We start from the raw sequence: 20581 nt of genomic DNA, 5'->3' as shown, positions 1-20581 counted from the left end.
AAGCTTATTTCCTGTTGCCTGCGATGGCAACACTAAATAACCAGGTGCGCTATGTTTTCGTTTCTACCTAAACCCGTTGTCGGCACAATATCGGTATTATTATATTTCTTAAATACCTTGTTCTGGTTTGTACCGGTCACCCTGCTGGCAGTGCTGAAATTGCCACCGATTAAACGCTGGCAAAGCTGGATGACTTATCTGCTGGATGCCTGTGCCGTGGCATGGATCAGCGTCAACAACTTTACCACCCGTTTATTTACCCGCATTCGCTGGAACGTACAGGGGTTGGAGCAATTATCACGTAAAGACTGGTATCTGCTGCTAGCCAACCATCAATCATGGGCTGATATTCTGGTGTTACAGAATATTTTTAACCGCAAAATTCCGTTTATAAAATTCTTTCTGAAAAAAGAGCTGATTTATGTGCCGTTGCTGGGTATTTGCTGGTGGGCGCTGGATTTCCCATTTATGAAACGTTATAGCAAGAACTTTTTGCTGAGAAACCCGCAGTTGCAGGGCAAAGATATCGAAACTACCCGCAAGGCCTGTGTTAAGTTTCAGTTTAAACCCACTACCATTATGAATTTTGTAGAAGGCACCCGCTTTACCAAAGCTAAACATGACATCCAGCAATCACCCTTTGCGCGCTTGCTAAAACCAAAAGCCGGTGGCGTAGCATTTGTACTTGGCGCCATGGGCGATCAGCTGCATAAAATGCTCAATGTTACCATTTATTATCCACAGGGCATTCCCAGTTTCTGGGATTATATTTCGGGTAAGGTTCGTGATATAACAGTCCACATTAACGTGCTGCCAATCAGCAGTGATTTGGTTGGCGATTATAACGACCCGGTCTACCGTGAGCAGTTTCAGCTCTGGGTAAACCAGCTATGGCAGCAGAAAGATCGGGAGTTGGCCGCATTGGCAGATAAAGGAGTAAGCTGATGTTAAGTTTTTTACCGGGTTGGTTACTGCTACCGTTCAGTTTTACGGGTTTTGCGCTAAATCTGGCATTCTGGGGCATCGTGGTCACTCCATTGGGCATCCTGAAACTGTTGCTGCCATTTAAGCCTGTGCACCGGCTGCTGGCGACGGCTGGCCGTGGCTGTTTTCGAGGCTGGACCCAAGTTAATACCGGCCTGATCAATTTATTTAACGCCGTTGACTGGCAAATAAGTGGCGAACAGGCTCTGGACCGGGAAAGCTGGTACTTGCTGATCAGCAACCATAAAAGCTGGCTGGATATTCCGGTAGTCAGCGGCTTTGCCCATAAACTTATTCCTGAGCCCAAGTTTTTCTTAAAAGATCAGTTAAAATGGATACCATTTTTAGGAACGGGCTGCTGGGCGCTGGATATGCCGTATATGAAGCGCTACAGTGCGGCCACGCTGGCAAAGCAACCGCATTTAAAAGGCAAAGATATTGAAACTACCCGAAAATCCTGTGCCAAATTTTTAACGGTGCCAACGACCATTATAAATTTTGTTGAAGGCAGCCGCTGTACCGAGCAAAAACGCCTGGCAAAAAGTAGTCCTTTTCAATACTTACTGCCCCCCAAAGCCGGCGGTATTGCCTTTACCCTGGCCAGTATGGGCGAACAGTTTAATGCAATTTTAGATGTCACCCTAATTTACCCGGATAATCAGCAGCATGTTGCATTAGACATGCTGATGGGACGGTTAAAACGTATTGTTATTCAGGCCGATGTGCTGGCAGTAGACGAGCAGGTGATTGGCGATTACTTCAATGATCCGATGTTCCGCGAGCGCTTCCAGCTGTGGTTAAATCAGCGCTGGCATGGCAAAGATCAACATATTCAGGCGTTTTACCAGCAAGAGCAGCAAACTGTTACCGAACAGCAACTGGCCTGCCGGGCAGGACCGCAGCTTTAATGTCGTTCAGCCTGCAACAGCAGGTTGCGCGGTGTGACCTGATAGTCACAAAATGCAGCCAGCCTAACCTGATAGCCATGCTGTTCTAAAAATAATGCCCGATCCAGCACCAGCCACAGTTCCAGTGGCCGCCGGTATAAATGCCTGACCAGTTCAATCCGTCGCACCAGCGCGGCATGCGCTGCACCTTGCTGCAAATAATGTTGCCAGTCTGGTACTGCTGGCAGCGGCAGCTGATGCTGCTCCGCCGCCCAGCGGCCAAATTCCGCAAAGTCGCCACTGAACCAGTGCTTGGCAACGGACGACAACGGTCGGTAGTCAGTCTCACCGGTAAGATCAGCGCGCAGCGCCTGATAGGCCAGACGCCACTGCACTTCGGTATGCCGCAGTTTTTCAATCCGGGCGCCGGCGGTTACCTGACCCTGCACCGCCAGTTTTAAATCATGCTGGCTTAATCGCAGATCCTGTTGCTGCGCCAAAGCTGATAGCGGCTGATACTGCGCATCAACAATTAAATGATAACAGCAGGGCACAATATTCAATTGCTGGCTACCGGTCGCAACCGCGTGCTGCAACAGCTGGATATGCAGCTGACCACAGGCATGCAGCGCCAGCACTTGCTGCTGCGGTGCCAGCACAGAGCTGCCCTGAACTGTCAGCACGTCAGCATGAACAAAACGTTGCGGGATCTGAAACTGACTAGCCAGCGCGCTGCCATCAGCACAGAGCTGCTGTTGCCATTCAATACTGGTTACTGGCCGGTTAAACTGCCAGGCCAGCAACCGGCCCAGATGGCCTTTTCCGGCACACCATTCCAGCATTGGCAGCTTGCTGGCCGGCAACTGGCGGGCAAAAGCGTCAATCTGCTGCAGCTTACGTCCGGCAATGCCATTAGTCAGCCAGAACGGCACCGGCTTTAATTCGGTCGCTGGCAATACGTTGTCCGCTGCGTTCAGATAATTTTCCAGCTGAAATAAGCCGTTAAAAAGCTCGCCGAAATGCTGTTGCTGCAGCGCAGAGCTCTGGTCAATACCTGCCAGCTCTTGCTCTGGCAGCGCCAGCAATTTCTCTGCCAGCGCCGGGTTATGCCAGGGCAATTGCTGGCAGGCAAAAGGCACCAACTGCCAGTATTGCCGGTATTGCTGAAGCACCGCGTTACACGCGATAAAAGCCTGCTGCAGCGAAGCCGGGCTAGTCACTAGTACAACAAACTGTAAAGCTTGCGCCGATATTGACTGGCAACGGCATCTCCCTTGGGCAATGCTGCCAGAATATCCAGAAACAGTTTTTTGCTATCACCGTAATTGAGGTCCTGCTGTAAAATTCCCAGCAACAGCGCCAGCGCTTCTTCGCTGCGCTGTGCAGCCTGGTATTGTACTGCCAGCTGCTCTTTAATACTGTTGTCATCAGGTTTGGCCGCCAGCTGCTGCTCCAGGGCACGAATTTCCGGGGTATCAGCCGCTTCCATCGCCAACTCCAGTTTAGCAACAACCGCTTTGTAAACGCTGTCCTGATCGGCCAGCTTTACCTCTGCCAGTAAAGCTTGTGCCTGCGGCAGCTGACCTAAACTCACCGCGGTATCCGCCAGCCAGACTTTCAGCTCAGCCCGCTGTGGTGCTAAATCCAGCGCCTGTTTAAATAATGGATACGCTTCAGCCGGGTTTTGCTCTGCCAGAAACTGCTGTGCCCGGGCAATCAGTTCATCCTCCGGCTTAGGTAGATAAGGCTGTAAGCGGGCCAATATTGCTTGTTCAGTTTCAACACCGGCAAAGCCATCTACCGGACGGCCATCTTTAATCAGCATGACGGTGGGCAATGACTGCACACCAAATTGCATGGCTAAGTCTTGCTGCTGGTCACAATCTACTCGTGCCAACAACAATTGCTTGGGGTACTGTTGAACGATCGCCTTTAAAATGGGGGTTAGCTGCTGACAACCTTCACTGCGTGCTGAATGAAACTGAAACAGTACCAGTTGGGTGTTTGATTGCTCCAGCACTTCACGGGCATTTTGGAGAGTGACTTCTACAATGGGGCTTTGCATAACTGACAGGTCCTGTATTTCGCCATAATGGCCTAACTATGTGGCCGGTTGCGCTATTTTACAAGCACTGCAAGGGATGGCGCAAATTCGAAAAAACCATCGACATTGGCGCTGAGATCCCGTAAGTTGTTATAGCGTTCAGATAATACGACTTCAAAAGAAGCAACAACAAGAGCGCCATAGTTTACAACCCGTCCATGTAGCAAACAGGCGGTACCATACGCGTACTGCAGATTATTGAGCCGATGCTGGTTATGCAGCGTTGGCCACTCGCTTTTGCTATAAAAAACTATGAGACAACACCATGACAAGCCAAACAAAACAAACCGAGATGTTATCGGGTGCCGCTATGGTTATCCGGGCGCTGGCCGATGAAGGAGTAGAGTATCTTTATGGCTATCCGGGTGGCGCCGTACTGCATATTTATGATGCATTATTTCAGCAAACCAAGGTAAAGCATGTGCTGGTGCGCCACGAGCAGGCGGCAACCCACATGGCCGATGCCTATGCCCGGGCCAGTGGCAAAGCCGGGGTGGTACTGGTGACTTCAGGCCCCGGCGCCACTAACGCAGTAACCGGCATTGCTACCGCTTATATGGATTCTATTCCGATGGTGGTGTTAACCGGCCAGGTGATGAGCCATTTAATCGGTGATGATGCCTTTCAGGAAACCGATATGCTCGGTATTTCGCGACCGATTTGTAAACACAATATGTCGGTGCGCCGGCCACAAGATATCCCGGCTATTATAAAAAAAGCCTTCTATATCGCCCAGAGCGGCCGGCCCGGGCCGGTGGTGATTGATATTCCGAAAGATATGACCATTCCCAGCCAGACTTTCGCATACCACTATCCCAGTGAAGTAAAACTGCGCTCTTATCAGCCAAAACTAAAAGGCCATAGCGGCCAGATTAAAAAGGCTGTTACGGCGCTGCTCGCGGCGAAAAAACCAATTTTGTACGCTGGTGGCGGGGTAATAATGGGTGGCGCCTCGCATGAACTGACCGAACTGGCGCAATTACTGAATTTGCCGGTAACCAATACGCTGATGGGCCTGGGCTGCTACCCGGCCAGCGATAAGCAATTTATCGGCATGCTGGGCATGCATGGCAGCTTTGAAGCCAACCAGACCATGCACCACGCCGATCTTATATTGGCTGTCGGCGCCCGCTTTGACGATCGGGTGACCAACAACACCAAAAAATTCTGTCCCGATGCCACTATTATCCATATTGATATCGACCCGGCCAGCATCAGTAAAACCATCAATGCCCATATTCCGATTGTCGGCCTGGTGCAGCCGGTGCTGACTGAAATGCTGGAGCTGCTAAAGCAAAAGAAAAAGAAATTGGACGCCAGCGCGATGAAAAAATGGTGGCAGCAAATTGAGGAATGGCGCGCCGTGCATGGCGGCCGCTACGACGATGCTGCGCCGTTACTGAAACCGCAATATGTTATTGAGCAGCTAAGTAAAATTACCCACGGCAATGCTTATGTCTGTAGTGATGTTGGCCAGCACCAGATGTTTGCTGCCCAGTACTATGGCTTTAATAAACCCAACCGCTGGATCAACTCCGGTGGCCTTGGCACCATGGGCTTTGGCCTGCCGGCGGCGATGGGGGTGAAACTGAACTACCCGGACGCCGATGTAGTCTGTGTGACCGGCGAGGGCTCTATTCAAATGAATATTCAGGAATTATCGACCTGCAAGCAGTATGGCTTGGGGGTCAAAATCATCAACCTGAACAACGGTTATTTAGGCATGGTTAAGCAGTGGCAGGATATGAATTACGAGTCACGCTATGCCAGCTCGTATATGGATTCCCTGCCCGATTTTGTCAAACTGGCTGAAGCCTACGGCCATGTCGGCATTAGGGTAACCGAACCTGAGCAGCTTATTCCGGCGCTGGAGCGAGCCTTTGCCCTGAAAGACAGGCTGGTGTTTCTGGATATTCATATTGACCCGAAAGAACACGTTTATCCGATGCAGATCCCGGGTGGCTCGATGAATGACATGTTCTTAAGCAAGACAGAGAGGACCTAACCATGCGCCATATTATTTCTGTATTGCTGGAGAACGAATCCGGCGCGCTGGCCCGCTTAGTCGGCTTATTTGCCCAGCGCGGTTACAACATTGATTCATTGACCGTAGCGCCCACTGAAGATGCCACCTTATCGCGCTTAACTCTGGTAACCCATGGCAATGATCAGGTGATTGAGCAAATTACCAAGCAGTTGCACAAACTGATTGAAGTGGTAAAACTGACCGACTTAAATGATGCACCGCATCTGGAACGAGAGCTGATGCTGATAAAAGTCAAAGCCAGTGGCGCGACACGCGATGAAGTAAAACGCTGTGCTGATATTTTCCGCGGCCAGATTATTGATGTTACCGCCAGCACCTACACGGTGCAGTTAGTTGGTACCAGCGATAAACTGGATGCCTTTATTCAGGCACTAGCCGGCACCGCTATTTTAGAAGTGGTGCGCAGCGGGGTTTCAGGGATTGCCCGCGGCGAGAAAACCCTGGCGTTGTAAGCAGGTTATAAAAAGCCACCAAACCAGGTCAGAAATAAGAGGGCAAAGCCTGTCAGATAAATCAGGCCTGCCCAGCTTAATAATTTCAGCGGCCAGCTTAAACCATTGGCACCTTTGCCGGCCATCAAACTGTAATTTAACCAGGCAAATACCGGTGTGGTTAAAAATGCCAGGGTCATGGCAAAGGTCAGCAAAGGCCCCAGCGCAGCGCTGAAAAACAAAATCAGCGCCATACCACTGGCTGCCTGCGCCAGCAACCAGATATTCTGACTATGATGATTAGCCGGCTGTTGCCAGCCTAGTAAGGTAAAAGATTCATTTAAGGTGCGGGCATAGCCATCCAGTACGGTCAGGGTAGTTCCAAACATACATAAAAACGCAATAAGCGCCACCAGCGGCCTTGCCCAGTCGCCTATTGTGCTGGCGTACATGCCAATCAGCTGCTGGGCAAAAGCGGCGCCGGCCAGCGCGATGTCCTGCTCGGAGCCGTATTGCACCAGGGCGCCAAGACTGACAAACACCAGCGCCAGTGCAGCGGTTAACCAGTAGCCCAGATTAAAATCAAATAATCCCTGCTGACGACTGATGCTTTGTTGGCGCAGCTTGGCTTTGAGCCACAATGAGCTTATGGCAGAAATTTCAATTGGCGCCGGCATCCAGCCCATTAGCGCTACCAGAAAGCCAAGAGTCACCAGCTGCCACGGCGACGGCCCGACAAAATCAGCCGGCGCATTGGCACCATTGGCGGCGGCAATAACGGCTGCAGCTACCGTCGTTACCGTCAGCAACACCATGATCAGCTTGGCGACGTTATCCAGTGCCCGGTAATGGCCCAGCAGTAAAATCGCCAGGCACAGCACCAGAATAAGGGCACATAGCAGCGGCACGGCCACCGGCCATGGCAGGGCGTAATGCAACAGGCTGGCCGTTAGCAGTAACACACCGGCGGTATTCACCACAGCAGCAATAATATTCAGGCCGATAAAGCTGTAAAAATAGGCCTTACCCTTGCGCTGATAACCCTGCAGCAAGCTTTCGTTATGCTCGAGGGTATACTGCACGCCAAAGCGGAAAAACGGATATTTTAAAATATTTACTAATAAGATAAGCCAGATAAGCTGCCAGCCAAATAACGCACCCGCCTGAGTAGACGCCACCAGATGCGAGCCGCCAATCGCCGCGGTTGCCATTAAAATACCCGGGCCTAATGCCTGCACCCGACCACGCCATCCTTGTTGCTCAGCTTGCATAGTCTACACTGCTTATTGTTATTTGTTGGTGGCTAGCTTAGCCTAAGCATATTAATGATGCAGCAACAGTTTTACTGTGCTGATAAACAGATAAAAGGTAACGGCATGCAGGATGAACAGCTTGATCAGGCCATGATATTTGAAGTGGTTGAAAACCAGTTGGCCGACAACTACCCCACTGAAGTCAAGGCCACCTTGATGCGCCTGCGCATGACGGGTAACAGTTATGATGATGCAATTGCACTAATCGCCTGTGCTTTGGCGCCGGAAATGGTCGATGTAATTGAACATCAGCAAAGTTTTAATCTGGCACGCTATGTCAGCCATTTAAATTTGCTGCCGCAAACCCCGTGGCTGGAGGAGGAGTAAGCATGACAAGTGACGAAATCATTCATCAGGCCTGGAACCAACGTTTCGTGCTGGCCGGAGATGGCGAGCAAGCGCAACTGGATTATCAGCTGGCCGGTAATACCATTAATTTTACCCATACTTTTGTACCGCCTGAATTGCGGGGCCAGGGTTTAGCTGAAAAATTGGTGCGCCACGGCCTGGCATGGGCAAGAGCCCAGGATTTGACCATTCATGCCAGTTGCTGGTATGTAAAGAAGTTTTTGAAATAGCCACATATTGGCTGGCAAAACTCAGGTAACCCATCACAGGTAAGGCAGTCGTGATCACTTATATCAACATTAAAAAGGAAAATGTATGCTATCTCGCCTTTGTTTTACTCTGTTTGCTTTGTTCATCAGCGCCCTGTTAGCCGGTTGTAATAATACCACTGATACAACCTCACCAGCCGGCCACAACAACGTATCTCAAAATACGTCAACGAATGTGCCGCAGTACAGCGCCGAGCAATTTTTTGCTACTAAAACGTATTTTGGTAATGATATTAATCATGATAACAGCGCCATACTGGTGGCGTCGGATGAAACAGGGGTGTTTAACCTGTATCGGGTCAGTATGGATGGCAAAAACTGGCAACCGTTAACCCAGTCCACCACCGACCCGGCCTTTCCGGTCAGCTGGTTCCCCAATGATGACCGGCTGCTGTATACCGCAGATCAGGGCGGCAATGAGCTAAATCATGTTTATCTGCGTGAAGTCGACGGCACTGTGCGCGATCTGACTCCCGGTGATAAGCTGAAGGCCTATTTTGCCGGCTGGCACAACGACGGCAGTTTTTACATTGCTACCAATGAGCGCGATCCGCGTTTTTTCGATCTTTATCATTACAACAGCAAAGACTACAGCCGCAAGCGGGTCTATCAGAATGACGATGGTTATAGCATCAGTAATGTCAGCAAAGATGGTCGCTATCTGGCGCTGAGCAAAGAGCGCAATAATGCCGATAACAACCTGTTTCTGGTTGACCTTGGTAGCGCCACTCCCAAGCCGGTATTAATTACTGAACATCAGGGCAATATTTCGCATCAGATTTATGGCTTCACCCCGGACAGTAAAGCATTACTGTTTGGCGCTGATGGTAAAAGTGAGTTTGTGGCAGCCTACAGCTACAACCTGCAAAGCGGCGCAACCTCGGCGTACAGTACCGCTGATTGGGATATCAGTTTTATTTACTTCAGTGACGACAAACGCTACCGGGTGCAAGGCATTAATGCCGATGCGTCCACCGTTATCAGTATTACCGATCTGAAAAATGACAAAGCCTTGCAGCTGCCCGACCTGCCGGCGGGTGACTTACGCGGCGTCAGCTTTTCTGACGACAGTAAATACATGAGCTTTTATTTAAATGCCGATAACAGCCCGTCTAATTTATATGTCTGGCAGCTGGGCAGCCCACAGGCCAAACGGTTAACACAGGCACTGGACAGCAGTATTAACGAGCAACATCTGGTGCAAAGCCAGGTAGTACGCTTTAACAGCTTCGATGATGTCACCATACCGGCGTTGCTGTATAAGCCGCATCAGGCCGATCCCAATGCTAAGGTACCGGCATTAGTCTGGATCCACGGCGGCCCGGGTGGGCAGTCGCGTACCGGTTACAACCCGATGATCCAGCATCTGGTTAATCATGGTTATGCGGTGTTATCAGTTAATAACCGGGGTTCTTCAGGCTATGGTAAAACCTTTTATCATCTGGATGACTTACGCCATGGCGAAGATGACTTACAGGATATTGTGTACGGCAAAAAATATCTGCAAAACCTCGATTGGGTGGCGGGCGAACGTATTGGCGTAATTGGTGGCAGTTACGGCGGCTACCTGACGATGGCGGCAATGGCCTTTACCGATGAGTTTGAGGCTGGCATTAATATCTTCGGGGTAACCAACTGGGTTCGCACCCTGGAAAGCATTCCACCTTGGTGGGAGTCATTTCGTGAATCCCTTTATGCTGAGCTTGGCGATCCGGCAGTAGATGGTGAGCGGCTGCGCCGGATATCGCCGGTATTTCATGGTGACAAAGTGCAAAAGCCGGTACTGGTAGTACAAGGCGCCAACGACCCGCGGGTACTGCAGGTGGAAAGCGATGAAATGGTCGAGGCCATTCGCGCTAACGACGTACCGGTTGAATATGTGTTATTTGATGATGAAGGTCATGGCTTTTTGAAAAAGAGCAACCGGATTAAAGCGCAGCAAGCCTATCTGGCGTTTTTAAAGCAGTATTTGTAATTCGGAAGTACCTTAAAATACTGATAATAAACAGGCCGTTTGTATAACGGCCTGTTTGTTTTTCAACATTGGGCTTCAGATTCTGCGGCCTTTAATCAGCCTGATGGCAACCACCACCAGGGCGACAACCAGTAAAATATGGATAAACCCGCCCATGGTGTAAGACGACACCAGGCCAAGCGCCCATAAAATAATCAGCAATACAATGATGGTTTCTAACATAACGTTTCCCTGTTAATTGTCCAAAGAGCATTACTATACAGGGCGATTAATCAATCATATGTGCGCTATCTAACATAGGGCATTACCTTTTTCAGCAGCGATGAGCTATATGTGCGACAACGTACAGAGTTAACAACTTATTCAACTATACTGTTGAGCTAAAATCACGCCGACAAGGACGACGTAATGCCCCAACCTGTTTCAAAGCTGCACGCTGCTGCCACTGAACATCAACCGACGGATAATGATTTGCTGAATACGTTGTCCTCAGAAGTGCAGCAACGGCTGTTTCCCCACCTGGAACTGGTGGCAATGCCGCTGGGCAAGGTGCTTTATGAGTCCGGCGATGTGTTGCGTTATGTTTATTTTCCCACCGATAGTATTGTTTCGTTGCTCTATGTCATGGAAAACGGCTCGTCTGCAGAAATATCAGTAGTGGGCCATGATGGCTTAATTGGTATCGCGCTGTTTATGGGCGGCGAAAGCACCACAAGCCGGGCCCTGGTGCAAAGTGCCGGCTACGGTTATTGTTTGCTGGGCCAGCGAATGAAAGATGAGTTTAACCGCCATGGCGAGTTGCTGACCTTAATGTTGCGCTATTCGCAGGCGCTAATCACCCAAATGGCCCAAACCGCAGTATGTAACCGCCACCACAGTATTGAGCAACAGCTATGTCGCTGGTTGTTGCTGTCGCTGGACCGGTTAAAAGACAACCACCTGGTGATGACCCAGGAACTGATTGCCAACATGCTGGGGGTTCGCCGTGAAGGAGTAACTGAAGCGGCAGGACATCTGCATAAACAAGGCGTTATTGACTACAGCCGTGGTCATATCACTGTTACCTGCCGCGCCAAGCTGGAAAAACTTTGCTGCGAATGCTATGCCGTGGTGAAAAAAGAAACTGATCGCCTGCTACCCTCTTATAGGGCTGCGAGCAAACCATAACGAAGCCTGCTAAAAGTAACATTAATTGCTACTGGAAAAAAAGATATTAACCGATGCGACGTTTGCTGTGCTGTTTATCGCGATACATCGCTGCATCGGCACAGCCAATCAGCTCGCTGACGGTAGCAGCATCTCGCGGAAATACCGATATGCCAATGCTGGCAGACAGCCAGACACTTCTATTGCCCAGCTGATAGGGCTCAGCCAGAATGTGCTGTAATTTATCAGCGAAAGCGCTGATATCCTCATCGCTTTTTATATCAGTCAGCAACAGTAAAAACTCGTCGCCGCCATGCCGGCTTACCGCATCACTATCACGAACGGCGGCTTTTAGCCTGGCACTGACTTGCTGCAGCACCTTGTCCCCGGCTTCATGACCATATTGATCATTTACCGGCTTAAAATTATTTAAATCAATAAATAACAACGCAAACTGACTCTGCTGACGTTTCGCCATGCTAAATGCATAACCTATCCGGTCCAGCATCGCACTGCGGTTCAGGGTTAGCGTTAACGCATCATACTGATTATTCAGCTTTGCCTGATGCAGCTGCACCTGGGTATGGGTATTTAATATGCCGGCCTGTTGCAAGGCCTGTGATAACTGCTGGTTAGCATGCTGCAATTTATGTTGCTGTTTATCCCAGCTATTACGCTGCAATAGAAACTCACAGCGCAGCTGCACCAGCTCAGCATGCTGGGCATTATAGTTAATTTGCAGCACAACATTCCTGAGCAGCTGCGATTCAACATGCTCAGGTTCTTCTAACATAAGCTTGCTCCGTTAACTGTCCAAAGAGCTCGACTATACAGTGTCACTGCTATTCAGTGTGTGCGCTGCCACACACAGGGTTGTAATAAAGTAACCCCTGGACAATATGACAACCATATTAGCTGACATCCTCTTCCTGGTTGCGGTTACGACGGCTTAACCACCAGCTTAAAAGTACGCCGCCGGCGACGGCAATACCCACCGCCAGTAGGGGCCGGTTTCTTATTGTGCTGCGACTGCCGGCAACCAGCTGCTGTTGCAGATGATGCAGCTGCTCGCCTTTATGAGATAAAGCATCAGCAGCCACGTGAGCGCCATCTGCCATTCTGTCAACAGCATGCGATGCTCTGCCAGACATCCTTCTGAACGCGGGTGCGGCTCTGTCTGTTACGTTATCGATTGCGTTGTGTAAACTGCCTCTGGCAGTTTTTAAGCCACGGCGAACGGCATGCTGATTAATATTCTGCTTAGTAAAGTATTCCATAATACCTCCGTTAGTAACTGGTGAAGTTAGCCTTAGCAACGTTGCCGGAATATTCAGTATAGTCTATCTGTGCTGACCGGCTGCGCCATCACAGCCAAAACCGCCAAAGACTACTGTGTTGGGTTTAAAATCGTCACTTCAACCCGTCTGTTTTGCGCTCGTCCTTCTGAAGTATTGTTACTGGCCAGTGGCATGTCGAGACCATTGCCAATTGTACTGAGCCTGCTGCCAGCAACCCCCTGCATCACCAGAAACTCTTTAACCGCGTCGGCCCGGCGCTGCGATAACAGCTGATTAAATGCTGCAGTACCCACATTGTCGGTATGCCCGGCAATCAACGCTGTCCGCTCTGGCTGGGCCGTTAAAAAACCGGCAAGCTTCAGTAAATGGTTACTGCTGGATGCTTTAAGTTCTGCCTGGCCGGTACTAAACAGCATGTCACCCAGGGTAACCACCAGGCCGAGCTCAGTCGGCCTGGCATTAAGCTCAGCAATCTGAGCCCGCAAATCGGCCGCGGTTGCTACTGACTGTTCCGCTTGCTGCCGGGCAGCACGAACATCATCCCGTGCCCGGGCAGCTTCGGTTAGCGCTTGATCTTTCTGGCCGTCAGCCTGCAAGCTTTGCTCGCGGGCCTGCTCAGCTTCACTGCGGGCAGCCATTGCTTCCTGACGGGCGACACTGGCATCGGCGCGGGCAGTGGCCGCCTCGCGGGTGCGGGCATTTAATCTTACATCATCACGTTGCTGAGTTAAGGCGGTTCGCTGTGCTTCTAACAGCCGGGTTTGAGCCAGGCTGCGAGCTATTGCCACTTTGCGCTCTGCCACTATCAGCCGGTATGAGGTCAGCTTGTTATCTGGATCAGGTTGTTCGGTCAGTCTGACCGCCTGCTCAGCCTCTTTAATAGCCAGCGGCGCTTGTTGCGCCAGCTGTGGGTCAGCCTGTAACTGGTTTAGTTGCAGGCGCAGCTCTGCCGAGCCAGCCGGCGCCTTGGGTGCCGAGGCACAACCGACAGCAAAAACGGTGGCTAACGCTACGCTCAGAACGTTTTTAACTAAGGGTTTAATTTGGTTCATGGTTTGACTCCCGACAGGTTACGCTGCGCTTCCTGGGTTAATGCCTGAATGCCTTGCTGCATATCCTGATTAATTGCTCTGGCTTTCAGCAATTCTGCATTGGCCATGGCCAGGTTGGCACTGAGTTGAGCCTGCACAGCCAGTCGCTCTGCCTGCAGCATATCTTTTGCTAACATGGCAGCGCGTGCGGCGGCTAGCTCGGTGCGGGCAGTACTTAGTTCAGTACTGGTGAAGCGATTAACCTGTGCCTGCTCGGCACTGGCAATGGCTTGCTCTGCTGTCAACAGCTGGGCAGTTGGGGCTTGAGGGGCAGTAGCACAGGCAGCCAGTAATACTGAGGTACTGACCAGCACGAGATAGTGGGCCTGGCGATATAAAGACGATGTTTTCACTGAAAAAATGCGGGTATTCATGTGCAGATCCTGCTGGTAAAGGGCTGCAGCAAGGCGCCCAAACTTACGGCTGAGGGTGATCGGATTGCACCGCAGCCATTGTGCAAAGTTGCACCCTAGCTGTAGCGACTTAGCAACTTAGTAAATAAGCTGTTTTGAAGAGACGCTTTTTACACCACGGATATTTTGCGCCAGTTCAATAGCCAGCGCCTGTTCTGCACCACTGTCGACCTTGCCGGAGAGCGTAACAATGCCGTTGTCGGTATTAACGGAGATATCGGCACCTGCCACATTACTGGAATACATATAGGTAGATTTCACTTTGGTGGTGATCCAGCTATCCGCAATAACGGTGCCTTTGTCCGCATCGTTTTTATCGGCGTTTTTACCTTTCGCTGGTTTATCACTTACCTTTAGATTGTTGGCAACCGAACGTACACCATCGGTGTTTTTCGCCAGTTTTTCAGCCTGCTGTTTTGCCTGCTTGGTTGCCACCGTGCCACTTAGCTCAACCTTGCCGGCATTGGTTTCGACTTTGGTATCCATCCCTTCAGTGTGTTTGCTCCATAACAGCTTCGATTTGACCGCAGCAGTGATAGTGGCATCATCCACCACATCGCCATAGCCACGGCTGCTGCGGTCTGGTTGTTGATAATCTGCATTCACTTTTATCTGGTTATCGACATCATCAATGCCGCTGACGCCGGCCGCAATGGCACCGGCCAGATCTTTGTGGACATCTTCTTCTACATTGCCGCTAAGGGTGGCTTTACCATCTACTACCGTCACGCTGAGATTATTAGATCTCAGATAAGGGCTAAGGGTATAGGTAGTCCAGATCTGTGCTTCCTGGCGGGCATTAACAACAGGCCCGCTCAGATCTTTCGCGGTCATTTTGTCACTGGCAATAACGGCTGTGCTGCTAAGCGCCAGCGTGATAGCACCAGCAAGCAGTAACTTCGGTGTTAACGTTTTCATTTTTTAATCCTTTACATTGTGCTGAAACATAAGGTGGCCACCGGAATGGTACACACGGCTAACACACTGTAGCGCGCTATTAAAGGCTTATCGGTGCGCTGGCGCGCATAGTAAACAAAGCCGTGCAGCAAGGGTTTATTCATTTTATAGTAGGGGCTTACCCACATTGGATAACTGCTATGCCTGATCTGAAAACCGCTGTCACTGGCAATACCCTGCCCCGTCACCTGGGCTTATTCGGGCTATGGTTGCTGGTGGTGAATGGCTTAATTGGTGCCGGTATTTTCGGTTTGCCAGGTGGCGCCGCAAAACTGGCCGGCGAATACAGTCCGTTAATTTATTTGTTTTGTGCGCTGCTAATTCTGCCCATTTTGCTCTGCATGGCGGAGCTCGCCAGTTATTTTCGCGGTAGTGGCGGCCCGGTGCGATATGGCACGGCAGCATTTGGCCCTTTTATCGGCTTTCAAGCCGGTTGGTTATATTACATTGCCCGTTTAGTGTCGTTTGCTGCTAACAGTGTGTTGTTAGTCGACAGTATCGGTTACTTCTGGCCAGCGGCAATAGCAGGTTTTAACCGTGTGATGTTACTGGCAGCCATTATTGTCAGCCTTACTCTGATTAATGTCGTAGGTTCGTTGCGGGCCATGCGCTCGCTGGCGCTGCTTACCGTTATCAAGTTTGCGGTACTGCTGCTGTTGGTTGTTGCCGGCGCCAGCTTATTGGGCACCAAGCTACTGCCCGATTTTAACCCATTAACGGTATTTAACAGCCCCTACGATATTGGGGCGGCGACCTTACTACTGATTTATGCTTTTGTTGGCTTTGAATCAGTAGTGGTACCCGCCGGTGAGGCAAAAAACCCGGCGCGGGATATGCCAAGGGCGCTGATCCTGGGCCTACTGCTGGTTACCCTACTATACATTGGCATTCAACTGGTCAGTGTTGCTGCCGTGACAGATATCGCCAATTCCAGCAGCCCGTTACTGGATGTCGCCGCCGCCCTGTTTGGCCCTGCCGGCGCCATGGTATTGATGCTGGGCGTAGTTGCCTCTGTGGCGGCTAATTTGCTCGGTGCAATATTTTCCACGCCCCGCGCCAGCTTCGCACTGGCCGAAGACGGCAGCCTGCCGCGCTGGTTTGGGGCGGTACAGCCGCATTTTTTAACCCCGGCTAACTCTATTATGTTTTTTGGCGTACTGGCATTGATGCTTGCGCTGTATGGCTCATTTTTATGGCTGGCTGCGGCGACGGTGGTATCACGTTTATTATTATACGGGCTTACCTGCGCTGCTGTGCCCGTGCTGCGGCCCAAACTGGCTGTCAGCAACAGTTTTGTGCTGCCACTGGGCTATACCATTCCGCTGCTGGGCCTTGCTGCCTGTGGCTGGCTGGCGCTGCAGGTCAGTTTATCGTCGGTGATCGCCACAGCACTTTTTGTATTACTCGGCACGGCGCTATATTTTCTGGCCCGCTGGCAAGCCGGCCCCGGAAATTAATCAACCCAGAAAATAATCTACAAGTTGTTAACCTTAGGATATAGTACCCTGCTCAATAACCAGCAACAGGAGTGCGGTGTTGCAAACCAGTCAGTTATTAATTCAGCTTATGCTGTATGTGTTTTTACCGCTGTGGGGTATTGCCGGTTTTATTGACTGGTGCTGCCACCGCGCAACCCGCATTGAATACACTTCAGGCCTGCGTGAATCGCTTATTCACTCGTTAATGGGTATTCAGATGGCAGTGCCTATTCTGTTATGCCTGCTGTTTCAGGTTAATGTGCTGATTATGCTGATTTGCATTGTTGCCTGGCTGGCACATGAGGCCGTGGCGCATTACGACGTGCATTACGCGGCGCCCAAACGCCATATCAGCGTCTGGGAAATGCATGCGCATAACTATCTGGCTACCTTGCCCATGTATATGTTGTTGTTGATCATCGTCATTAATTACCCGGTATTTATTAAGCTGATAAGTTTTGCCTGGCAGGGTGAGTTTTACCTGCAACGAATGCCCTATGCTCATGGCGGTGATACTTACCTGCCTTACTATCTGGGTTTTATGGCCGTAGTTTGCGTGCTGCCGTATCTGGAAGAAAACCTACGCTGTTTATTTACTGCGTTAAAGCATCCGCAGGTAAAACTATGAGCGTGTTTATTACCAGTAGCGGTCACTTTTTACCGGGGCCGCCGATAAGCAATGATCAGATGGAGCCACTGCTGGGTTTAGTGCACGGCAAACCCAGTCGTTTAAAGCGGCGTATTTTGCAGTCAAACGGCATTAAAACCCGCCACTACGCTATAGATGCCAACCATAACACCATCATTTCTAATGCCGGCATGGCAGCGAAAGCGGCCGAGCATTGCTTAAGCAGCAGCTTTCTGGGTAAACGACAGATAAAAATGCTCAGCGCCGCCACCAGCCAGGGCGATGTGGTGTTGCCCGGTTTTGGTTCGATGCTGCAGGCCGAGCTTGGCCTGAGTGATATTGAATTGCACAGCAGCCATGGCATTTGTTCCAGCAGCATGATGGCGTTAAAAGCCGCCTATACCAATTTGCTGGCTGGCGAACAAACCAATGCCTTAGTGGTAGCCAGTGAGCTGACATCGCGTTTATTTAAAGCCAGTCGCTACGAAGCGGCTGGTACCGCGCTGGATTTTAACGCCGAGTTTCTGCGCTGGATGTTGTCTGACGGCGCCGGTGCCCTGCTACTGGAAACTCAGCCGCGGGGCAGCTGTTTCCGGGTGGATTGGATCCGCAGTTTTTCCCATGCCGATGCCTACCCGGTTTGTATGAGTGTGGGCTATCCTGGCGACAATAGTGAGCAACGCAGCTGGCAGGATTATGCCACCTACGCCGAAGCCGAAGCGGCTGGGGCACTGCTAATTCGGCAGGATGTGCGATTGCTGGAAAATATCGTTAAGCTCGGAGTCGATGGCTATTTGCGCTTAATCAGTGAGGGTCGGGTGCAACCAGACAAAGTCGACCATGTATTGTGCCATTACTCGTCACATTATTTTCGCGGTAAAATTTTCGATATGATGCAGCGCGCCGGGGTCGGTATTGCTGATCATAAGTGGTACAGCAATCTGTATCAGCGTGGTAATACCGGCTGCGCCTCTATCTTTATTATGCTGGACGAGTTTCGTCGCACCCAGCAATATAAAACCGGCGATACCATTTTATGTATGGTGCCGGAGAGTGGCCGCTTTAATAATGCTTATATGCAACTGACTGTGGTGGAAGCCTGAATGACTGAGCAAGTATTAAGCCCGCAGGGCCAACAATGTTTACAGGCGCTAATGCGGGTGTGGTTTGAGTTTGAACGCCAGCTCGGTCGGGTACCGCTGTTGCAGCGCTTAGATCGGGGCCAGTTCAGCAAAGCTGATTATTGTCAGCTGCTACTAAACTGGCGTCAGCAGGTGATTGAAGGCTCGCGCTGGATCAGCCGCTGCGCCTCCAGCTTTGACCGCGACTACAGCGATGTGCGCTCGGTCATTATCGGCCACGCCCGCGAAGAGCACCGTGATTATGAAATGCTGGAGCAAGACTATGTTGCCGCGGGCGGAAAATTGGCGGATATTCAAAACGCAGTGCGCAATATTGGTACCGAAGCGTTACATGGTTTTTTAATGTACCGGGCCAGCCAGAGCAACCCGGTCGATTTAGTCGGCGCGATGTGGATTATTGAGGGCCTCGGCCAGAAAATGGCCCGCGACTGGGCAGCTCAGATAGACAAAGCCACCGGCGGTGATGGAAGTTTTACCCGTTTTATGCGCTATCATGGCGCTAATGATGATGATCATCTGCAAAAATTGTATCAGCTGCTCGACCGGCTGTGTCAAAGCCCAGCGCAACTTGCGGCAATAGTTCGCACCGCCCGGGTTACCGCCAGGCTGTATTGCCTACAACTAGAAGAAGTGGATCATGAGTATTAATGACAGCAGTAAAAGTAACGCTGAGCCAAGTGCCTTTTTAAAAGCCATCGCTAATGATAACTCGCTACCCATTGAGCAAGCGGCGCTGGATCTCTGGTCAAAAGATTTACAAAATCCGTTACGCTGGGGTGTACGGCCATTGCTGCAGTTTATTTTTGCGATTTTGCTGCATATTGTCTGGTTTTTTAAACGACTGCCATTGCCACAATTTAGCGCCCACACCAGCTTACAAAAACTAATTTGCTGGTTCTGCACTCACTTTGTCAGCAGGGAAGCGAATTTACTGATCCTGCGCCACTATGCCACTGAGTCCAATGTATTAAATTTTCTGGCGGCGAACAGCCCGGCTGGCGACTTTACGCCGGTAAACCTGTATCCAAAAAGCATAAGCGAGATGCAGCAGGCCAGCTTTGTCGAGCATGATCAGGAGCTGTTCCGCTTATTCGCTGAGCTGGGCAGCTGGCACCATCCGACAGAGCCGCTAAAAACGGAGGAACTTAACTGGCAGCACTGGCAACCGGTTGCTATGGAACAGTTTCAGCTAACAGAAAAACGCAGCCAATGGCTCGATTTTGAAAGTGCCCATGCCCTGTTTATGTGTTTATTCTGTTTACTGCTAACCCGCGAGCAATACCGCGATGCCATTAATGGTTTTAATCTGGACCAGTCTATCGCTATCCGGATTGGCGACTTAGTGGGCGAGCCAAAACTGGCCGAAATGGCCTACAACAAATACCCGCATTATTTGGTCGGGCCCTGGAATTTAGGCCAGCGCTTTTTAATGCACGGTTTTTTTACCGAACAGCTGTACGCTTATCTGGAAAAACGCCGCCTGGCAGATCACAGCCAGCCTGAACCGGTAGCAGTTTAAAAGCGCTCTGGGTTTAAAAACGGGATCAGCGCCAGGCTTAGCGCTTGCTGATACACCCTGGCCCGACTTAACTGGTTATGGGTAAGCAAGCCAATAGCGCCGCCGACTTGTTTAATGTTAGTAGTGCCAAATAGTTGGTCCATCGCATCGCCCAGCTGCACGCCCTCTGCCAGCAGATGCAGCGCTGCCGGGGGCAACATCAGGCTGGCCGAACGCGCCTTGCCAAGCTTGCCTTTGTGCTCAATCAGCATCCAGGCAAAGGTCATATCAATATCCAGGCCGGCTTCTATCGCCACATAATAATCAGCAGCGGTTTGCAGTTTCAGCGCCTGTAAGCGGTTCTGCGCACCCAGCAAGGTTTCAGCACTGGTTAGCGGCTGCTCTGCCACACCCGAGGCCACCGCAAAGCCAGTTACCGTAAAAGCCTGCTTGGGAAAGTTGCTTTGAAAACACTGTTTCACCGCATTAATTTTGGCCGGGTTGGCCGAGGCAACTGCAATAGTCCACATAATAAAAATACGTTTTGCTTAAGATAGCCATTATGTAACATG

At 50.7% G+C, this 20581-nt stretch carries 24 protein-coding genes; 13 read left to right on the top strand and 11 right to left on the bottom strand.

Features of this window, described 5'->3' with window-relative positions; genetic code table 11:
- The first annotated feature begins 51 nt into the window (after positions 1-51).
- Positions 52-945 carry an acyltransferase gene (locus tag B2Q61_RS12625; RefSeq protein ID WP_290620433.1) on the top strand — a complete coding sequence of 298 codons (894 nt, stop codon included), beginning with the start codon at positions 52-54 and terminating at the stop codon, positions 943-945.
- On the top strand, positions 945-1892 hold the full coding sequence (locus B2Q61_RS12620) for an acyltransferase (protein WP_290620435.1): 948 nt from the start codon (positions 945-947) through the stop codon (positions 1890-1892). The genes B2Q61_RS12625 and B2Q61_RS12620 overlap by 1 nt, the downstream gene beginning before the upstream one ends.
- Here the strand turns inward: B2Q61_RS12620 and B2Q61_RS12615 are convergent.
- Both B2Q61_RS12615 and B2Q61_RS12610 read right to left on the bottom strand, forming a co-directional pair.
- Positions 1889-3091 (bottom strand): methyltransferase, encoded by a 1203-nt coding sequence (locus B2Q61_RS12615; RefSeq protein WP_290620436.1) that lies wholly within the window; start codon positions 3089-3091, stop codon positions 1889-1891. The two genes, B2Q61_RS12620 and B2Q61_RS12615, sit on opposite strands and share 4 nt — an antisense overlap.
- Entirely contained in the window at positions 3091-3936 is an 846-nt protein-coding gene (locus B2Q61_RS12610) for a tetratricopeptide repeat protein (protein ID WP_290620438.1), read from the bottom strand. Before B2Q61_RS12610 ends, B2Q61_RS12615 begins: the two co-directional genes overlap by 1 nt.
- Before the next feature lie 304 nt (positions 3937-4240).
- Here B2Q61_RS12610 and B2Q61_RS12605 point away from each other — a divergent pair, with 304 nt between their 5' ends.
- Both B2Q61_RS12605 and ilvN read left to right on the top strand, forming a co-directional pair.
- Positions 4241-5980 carry an acetolactate synthase 3 large subunit gene (locus B2Q61_RS12605; RefSeq protein WP_290620440.1) on the top strand — a complete coding sequence of 580 codons (1740 nt, stop codon included), beginning with the start codon at positions 4241-4243 and terminating at the stop codon, positions 5978-5980.
- Positions 5981-5982: 2 nt separating this feature from the next.
- Complete coding sequence (ilvN, locus tag B2Q61_RS12600) at positions 5983-6474, top strand: acetolactate synthase small subunit (RefSeq protein WP_290620442.1); 492 nt, start codon at positions 5983-5985, stop codon at positions 6472-6474.
- Positions 6475-6479: 5 nt separating this feature from the next.
- On the opposite strand, the gene B2Q61_RS12595 is transcribed toward ilvN, so the two are convergent.
- The gene (locus tag B2Q61_RS12595; protein WP_290620444.1) at positions 6480-7724 is read right to left on the bottom strand and encodes an NRAMP family divalent metal transporter; all 1245 of its coding nucleotides are present in this window, start codon (positions 7722-7724) and stop codon (positions 6480-6482) included.
- 54 nt (positions 7725-7778) lie between these two features.
- On the opposite strand from B2Q61_RS12595, the gene B2Q61_RS12590 reads away from it, so the two are divergent.
- From B2Q61_RS12590 to B2Q61_RS12580, 3 genes are all read left to right on the top strand, one after another.
- Positions 7779-8093, top strand: coding sequence for a hypothetical protein (locus tag B2Q61_RS12590; protein WP_290620446.1), 315 nt, complete (start codon positions 7779-7781; stop codon positions 8091-8093).
- Between the two features lie 2 nt (positions 8094-8095).
- On the top strand, positions 8096-8344 hold the full coding sequence (locus B2Q61_RS12585) for a GNAT family N-acetyltransferase (protein WP_290620448.1): 249 nt from the start codon (positions 8096-8098) through the stop codon (positions 8342-8344).
- 85 nt (positions 8345-8429) lie between these two features.
- The gene (locus B2Q61_RS12580; protein ID WP_290620450.1) at positions 8430-10358 is read left to right on the top strand and encodes an alpha/beta fold hydrolase; all 1929 of its coding nucleotides are present in this window, start codon (positions 8430-8432) and stop codon (positions 10356-10358) included.
- A gap of 75 nt (positions 10359-10433) precedes the next feature.
- On the opposite strand, the gene B2Q61_RS12575 is transcribed toward B2Q61_RS12580, so the two are convergent.
- A complete protein-coding gene (locus tag B2Q61_RS12575; RefSeq protein WP_290620452.1) occupies positions 10434-10580 on the bottom strand; it encodes a lmo0937 family membrane protein in 147 nt (48 codons plus the stop codon).
- A gap of 186 nt (positions 10581-10766) precedes the next feature.
- On the opposite strand from B2Q61_RS12575, the gene B2Q61_RS12570 reads away from it, so the two are divergent.
- A complete protein-coding gene (locus B2Q61_RS12570) occupies positions 10767-11525 on the top strand; it encodes a Crp/Fnr family transcriptional regulator (protein WP_414631483.1) in 759 nt (252 codons plus the stop codon).
- A 46-nt stretch (positions 11526-11571) separates the two neighbouring features.
- Here B2Q61_RS12570 and B2Q61_RS12565 read toward each other — a convergent pair whose 3' ends face one another.
- From B2Q61_RS12565 to B2Q61_RS12540, 6 genes are all read right to left on the bottom strand, one after another.
- The gene (locus B2Q61_RS12565; RefSeq protein ID WP_290620453.1) at positions 11572-12297 is read right to left on the bottom strand and encodes a GGDEF domain-containing protein; all 726 of its coding nucleotides are present in this window, start codon (positions 12295-12297) and stop codon (positions 11572-11574) included.
- Between the two features lie 118 nt (positions 12298-12415).
- Entirely contained in the window at positions 12416-12781 is a 366-nt protein-coding gene (locus tag B2Q61_RS12560) for a hypothetical protein (protein WP_290620455.1), read from the bottom strand.
- A 110-nt stretch (positions 12782-12891) separates the two neighbouring features.
- The gene (locus tag B2Q61_RS12555; protein WP_290620457.1) at positions 12892-13854 is read right to left on the bottom strand and encodes an OmpA family protein; all 963 of its coding nucleotides are present in this window, start codon (positions 13852-13854) and stop codon (positions 12892-12894) included.
- Entirely contained in the window at positions 13851-14267 is a 417-nt protein-coding gene (locus B2Q61_RS12550) for a DUF4398 domain-containing protein (protein ID WP_290620458.1), read from the bottom strand. Before B2Q61_RS12550 ends, B2Q61_RS12555 begins: the two co-directional genes overlap by 4 nt.
- Positions 14268-14384: 117 nt before the next feature.
- Positions 14385-15224 carry a BON domain-containing protein gene (locus tag B2Q61_RS12545; RefSeq protein WP_290620460.1) on the bottom strand — a complete coding sequence of 280 codons (840 nt, stop codon included), beginning with the start codon at positions 15222-15224 and terminating at the stop codon, positions 14385-14387.
- An 11-nt stretch (positions 15225-15235) separates the two neighbouring features.
- Complete coding sequence (locus B2Q61_RS12540) at positions 15236-15391, bottom strand: hypothetical protein (protein ID WP_290620462.1); 156 nt, start codon at positions 15389-15391, stop codon at positions 15236-15238.
- A 12-nt stretch (positions 15392-15403) separates the two neighbouring features.
- Here B2Q61_RS12540 and B2Q61_RS12535 point away from each other — a divergent pair, with 12 nt between their 5' ends.
- The 5 genes from B2Q61_RS12535 (at position 15404) to B2Q61_RS12515 (ending at position 20030) form a co-directional block, all read left to right on the top strand.
- Complete coding sequence (locus B2Q61_RS12535) at positions 15404-16720, top strand: APC family permease (RefSeq protein ID WP_290620464.1); 1317 nt, start codon at positions 15404-15406, stop codon at positions 16718-16720.
- A gap of 76 nt (positions 16721-16796) precedes the next feature.
- On the top strand, positions 16797-17369 hold the full coding sequence (locus tag B2Q61_RS12530) for a diguanylate cyclase (protein ID WP_290620466.1): 573 nt from the start codon (positions 16797-16799) through the stop codon (positions 17367-17369).
- Positions 17366-18472, top strand: coding sequence for a beta-ketoacyl-ACP synthase III (locus B2Q61_RS12525; RefSeq protein WP_290620468.1), 1107 nt, complete (start codon positions 17366-17368; stop codon positions 18470-18472). The genes B2Q61_RS12530 and B2Q61_RS12525 overlap by 4 nt, the downstream gene beginning before the upstream one ends.
- Positions 18473-19159, top strand: coding sequence for an iron-containing redox enzyme family protein (locus B2Q61_RS12520; protein WP_290620470.1), 687 nt, complete (start codon positions 18473-18475; stop codon positions 19157-19159).
- Positions 19149-20030: a DUF6999 family protein gene (locus B2Q61_RS12515; RefSeq protein WP_290620472.1), complete on the top strand. Its 882-nt coding sequence runs from the start codon at positions 19149-19151 to the stop codon at positions 20028-20030. The genes B2Q61_RS12520 and B2Q61_RS12515 overlap by 11 nt, the downstream gene beginning before the upstream one ends.
- Here the strand turns inward: B2Q61_RS12515 and yjjX are convergent.
- Positions 20027-20539, bottom strand: a complete 513-nt coding sequence (yjjX, locus tag B2Q61_RS12510; protein ID WP_290620474.1) for an inosine/xanthosine triphosphatase — start codon at positions 20537-20539, stop codon at positions 20027-20029. The genes B2Q61_RS12515 and yjjX overlap by 4 nt on opposite strands.
- Positions 20540-20581: the final 42 nt, after the last annotated feature.

The sequence above is a fragment of the Arsukibacterium sp. UBA5043 genome, assembly GCA_002415085.1.
In the GTDB taxonomy this organism is placed as follows: domain Bacteria; phylum Pseudomonadota; class Gammaproteobacteria; order Enterobacterales; family Alteromonadaceae; genus Alishewanella.
This window is presented reverse-complemented; position numbering and strand designations above follow the sequence as displayed.

Coding starts and splice junctions, on each gene's coding strand:
- B2Q61_RS12550 (WP_290620458.1), bottom strand. CDS start 14,267: ATGAATACCCGCATTTTTTCAGTGAAAACATCGTCTTTATATCGCCAG.
- B2Q61_RS12560 (WP_290620455.1), bottom strand. CDS start 12,781: ATGGAATACTTTACTAAGCAGAATATTAATCAGCATGCCGTTCGCCGT.
- B2Q61_RS12515 (WP_290620472.1), top strand. CDS start 19,149: ATGAGTATTAATGACAGCAGTAAAAGTAACGCTGAGCCAAGTGCCTTT.
- B2Q61_RS12610 (WP_290620438.1), bottom strand. CDS start 3,936: ATGCAAAGCCCCATTGTAGAAGTCACTCTCCAAAATGCCCGTGAAGTG.
- B2Q61_RS12580 (WP_290620450.1), top strand. CDS start 8,430: ATGCTATCTCGCCTTTGTTTTACTCTGTTTGCTTTGTTCATCAGCGCC.
- B2Q61_RS12520 (WP_290620470.1), top strand. CDS start 18,473: ATGACTGAGCAAGTATTAAGCCCGCAGGGCCAACAATGTTTACAGGCG.
- B2Q61_RS12545 (WP_290620460.1), bottom strand. CDS start 15,224: ATGAAAACGTTAACACCGAAGTTACTGCTTGCTGGTGCTATCACGCTG.
- B2Q61_RS12625 (WP_290620433.1), top strand. CDS start 52: ATGTTTTCGTTTCTACCTAAACCCGTTGTCGGCACAATATCGGTATTA.
- B2Q61_RS12575 (WP_290620452.1), bottom strand. CDS start 10,580: ATGTTAGAAACCATCATTGTATTGCTGATTATTTTATGGGCGCTTGGC.
- B2Q61_RS12570 (WP_414631483.1), top strand. CDS start 10,767: ATGCCCCAACCTGTTTCAAAGCTGCACGCTGCTGCCACTGAACATCAA.
- B2Q61_RS12565 (WP_290620453.1), bottom strand. CDS start 12,297: ATGTTAGAAGAACCTGAGCATGTTGAATCGCAGCTGCTCAGGAATGTT.
- B2Q61_RS12540 (WP_290620462.1), bottom strand. CDS start 15,391: ATGTGGGTAAGCCCCTACTATAAAATGAATAAACCCTTGCTGCACGGC.
- B2Q61_RS12555 (WP_290620457.1), bottom strand. CDS start 13,854: ATGAACCAAATTAAACCCTTAGTTAAAAACGTTCTGAGCGTAGCGTTA.
- B2Q61_RS12605 (WP_290620440.1), top strand. CDS start 4,241: ATGACAAGCCAAACAAAACAAACCGAGATGTTATCGGGTGCCGCTATG.
- ilvN (WP_290620442.1), top strand. CDS start 5,983: ATGCGCCATATTATTTCTGTATTGCTGGAGAACGAATCCGGCGCGCTG.
- B2Q61_RS12525 (WP_290620468.1), top strand. CDS start 17,366: ATGAGCGTGTTTATTACCAGTAGCGGTCACTTTTTACCGGGGCCGCCG.
- B2Q61_RS12535 (WP_290620464.1), top strand. CDS start 15,404: ATGCCTGATCTGAAAACCGCTGTCACTGGCAATACCCTGCCCCGTCAC.
- yjjX (WP_290620474.1), bottom strand. CDS start 20,539: ATGTGGACTATTGCAGTTGCCTCGGCCAACCCGGCCAAAATTAATGCG.
- B2Q61_RS12590 (WP_290620446.1), top strand. CDS start 7,779: ATGATGCAGCAACAGTTTTACTGTGCTGATAAACAGATAAAAGGTAAC.
- B2Q61_RS12585 (WP_290620448.1), top strand. CDS start 8,096: ATGACAAGTGACGAAATCATTCATCAGGCCTGGAACCAACGTTTCGTG.
- B2Q61_RS12620 (WP_290620435.1), top strand. CDS start 945: ATGTTAAGTTTTTTACCGGGTTGGTTACTGCTACCGTTCAGTTTTACG.
- B2Q61_RS12595 (WP_290620444.1), bottom strand. CDS start 7,724: ATGCAAGCTGAGCAACAAGGATGGCGTGGTCGGGTGCAGGCATTAGGC.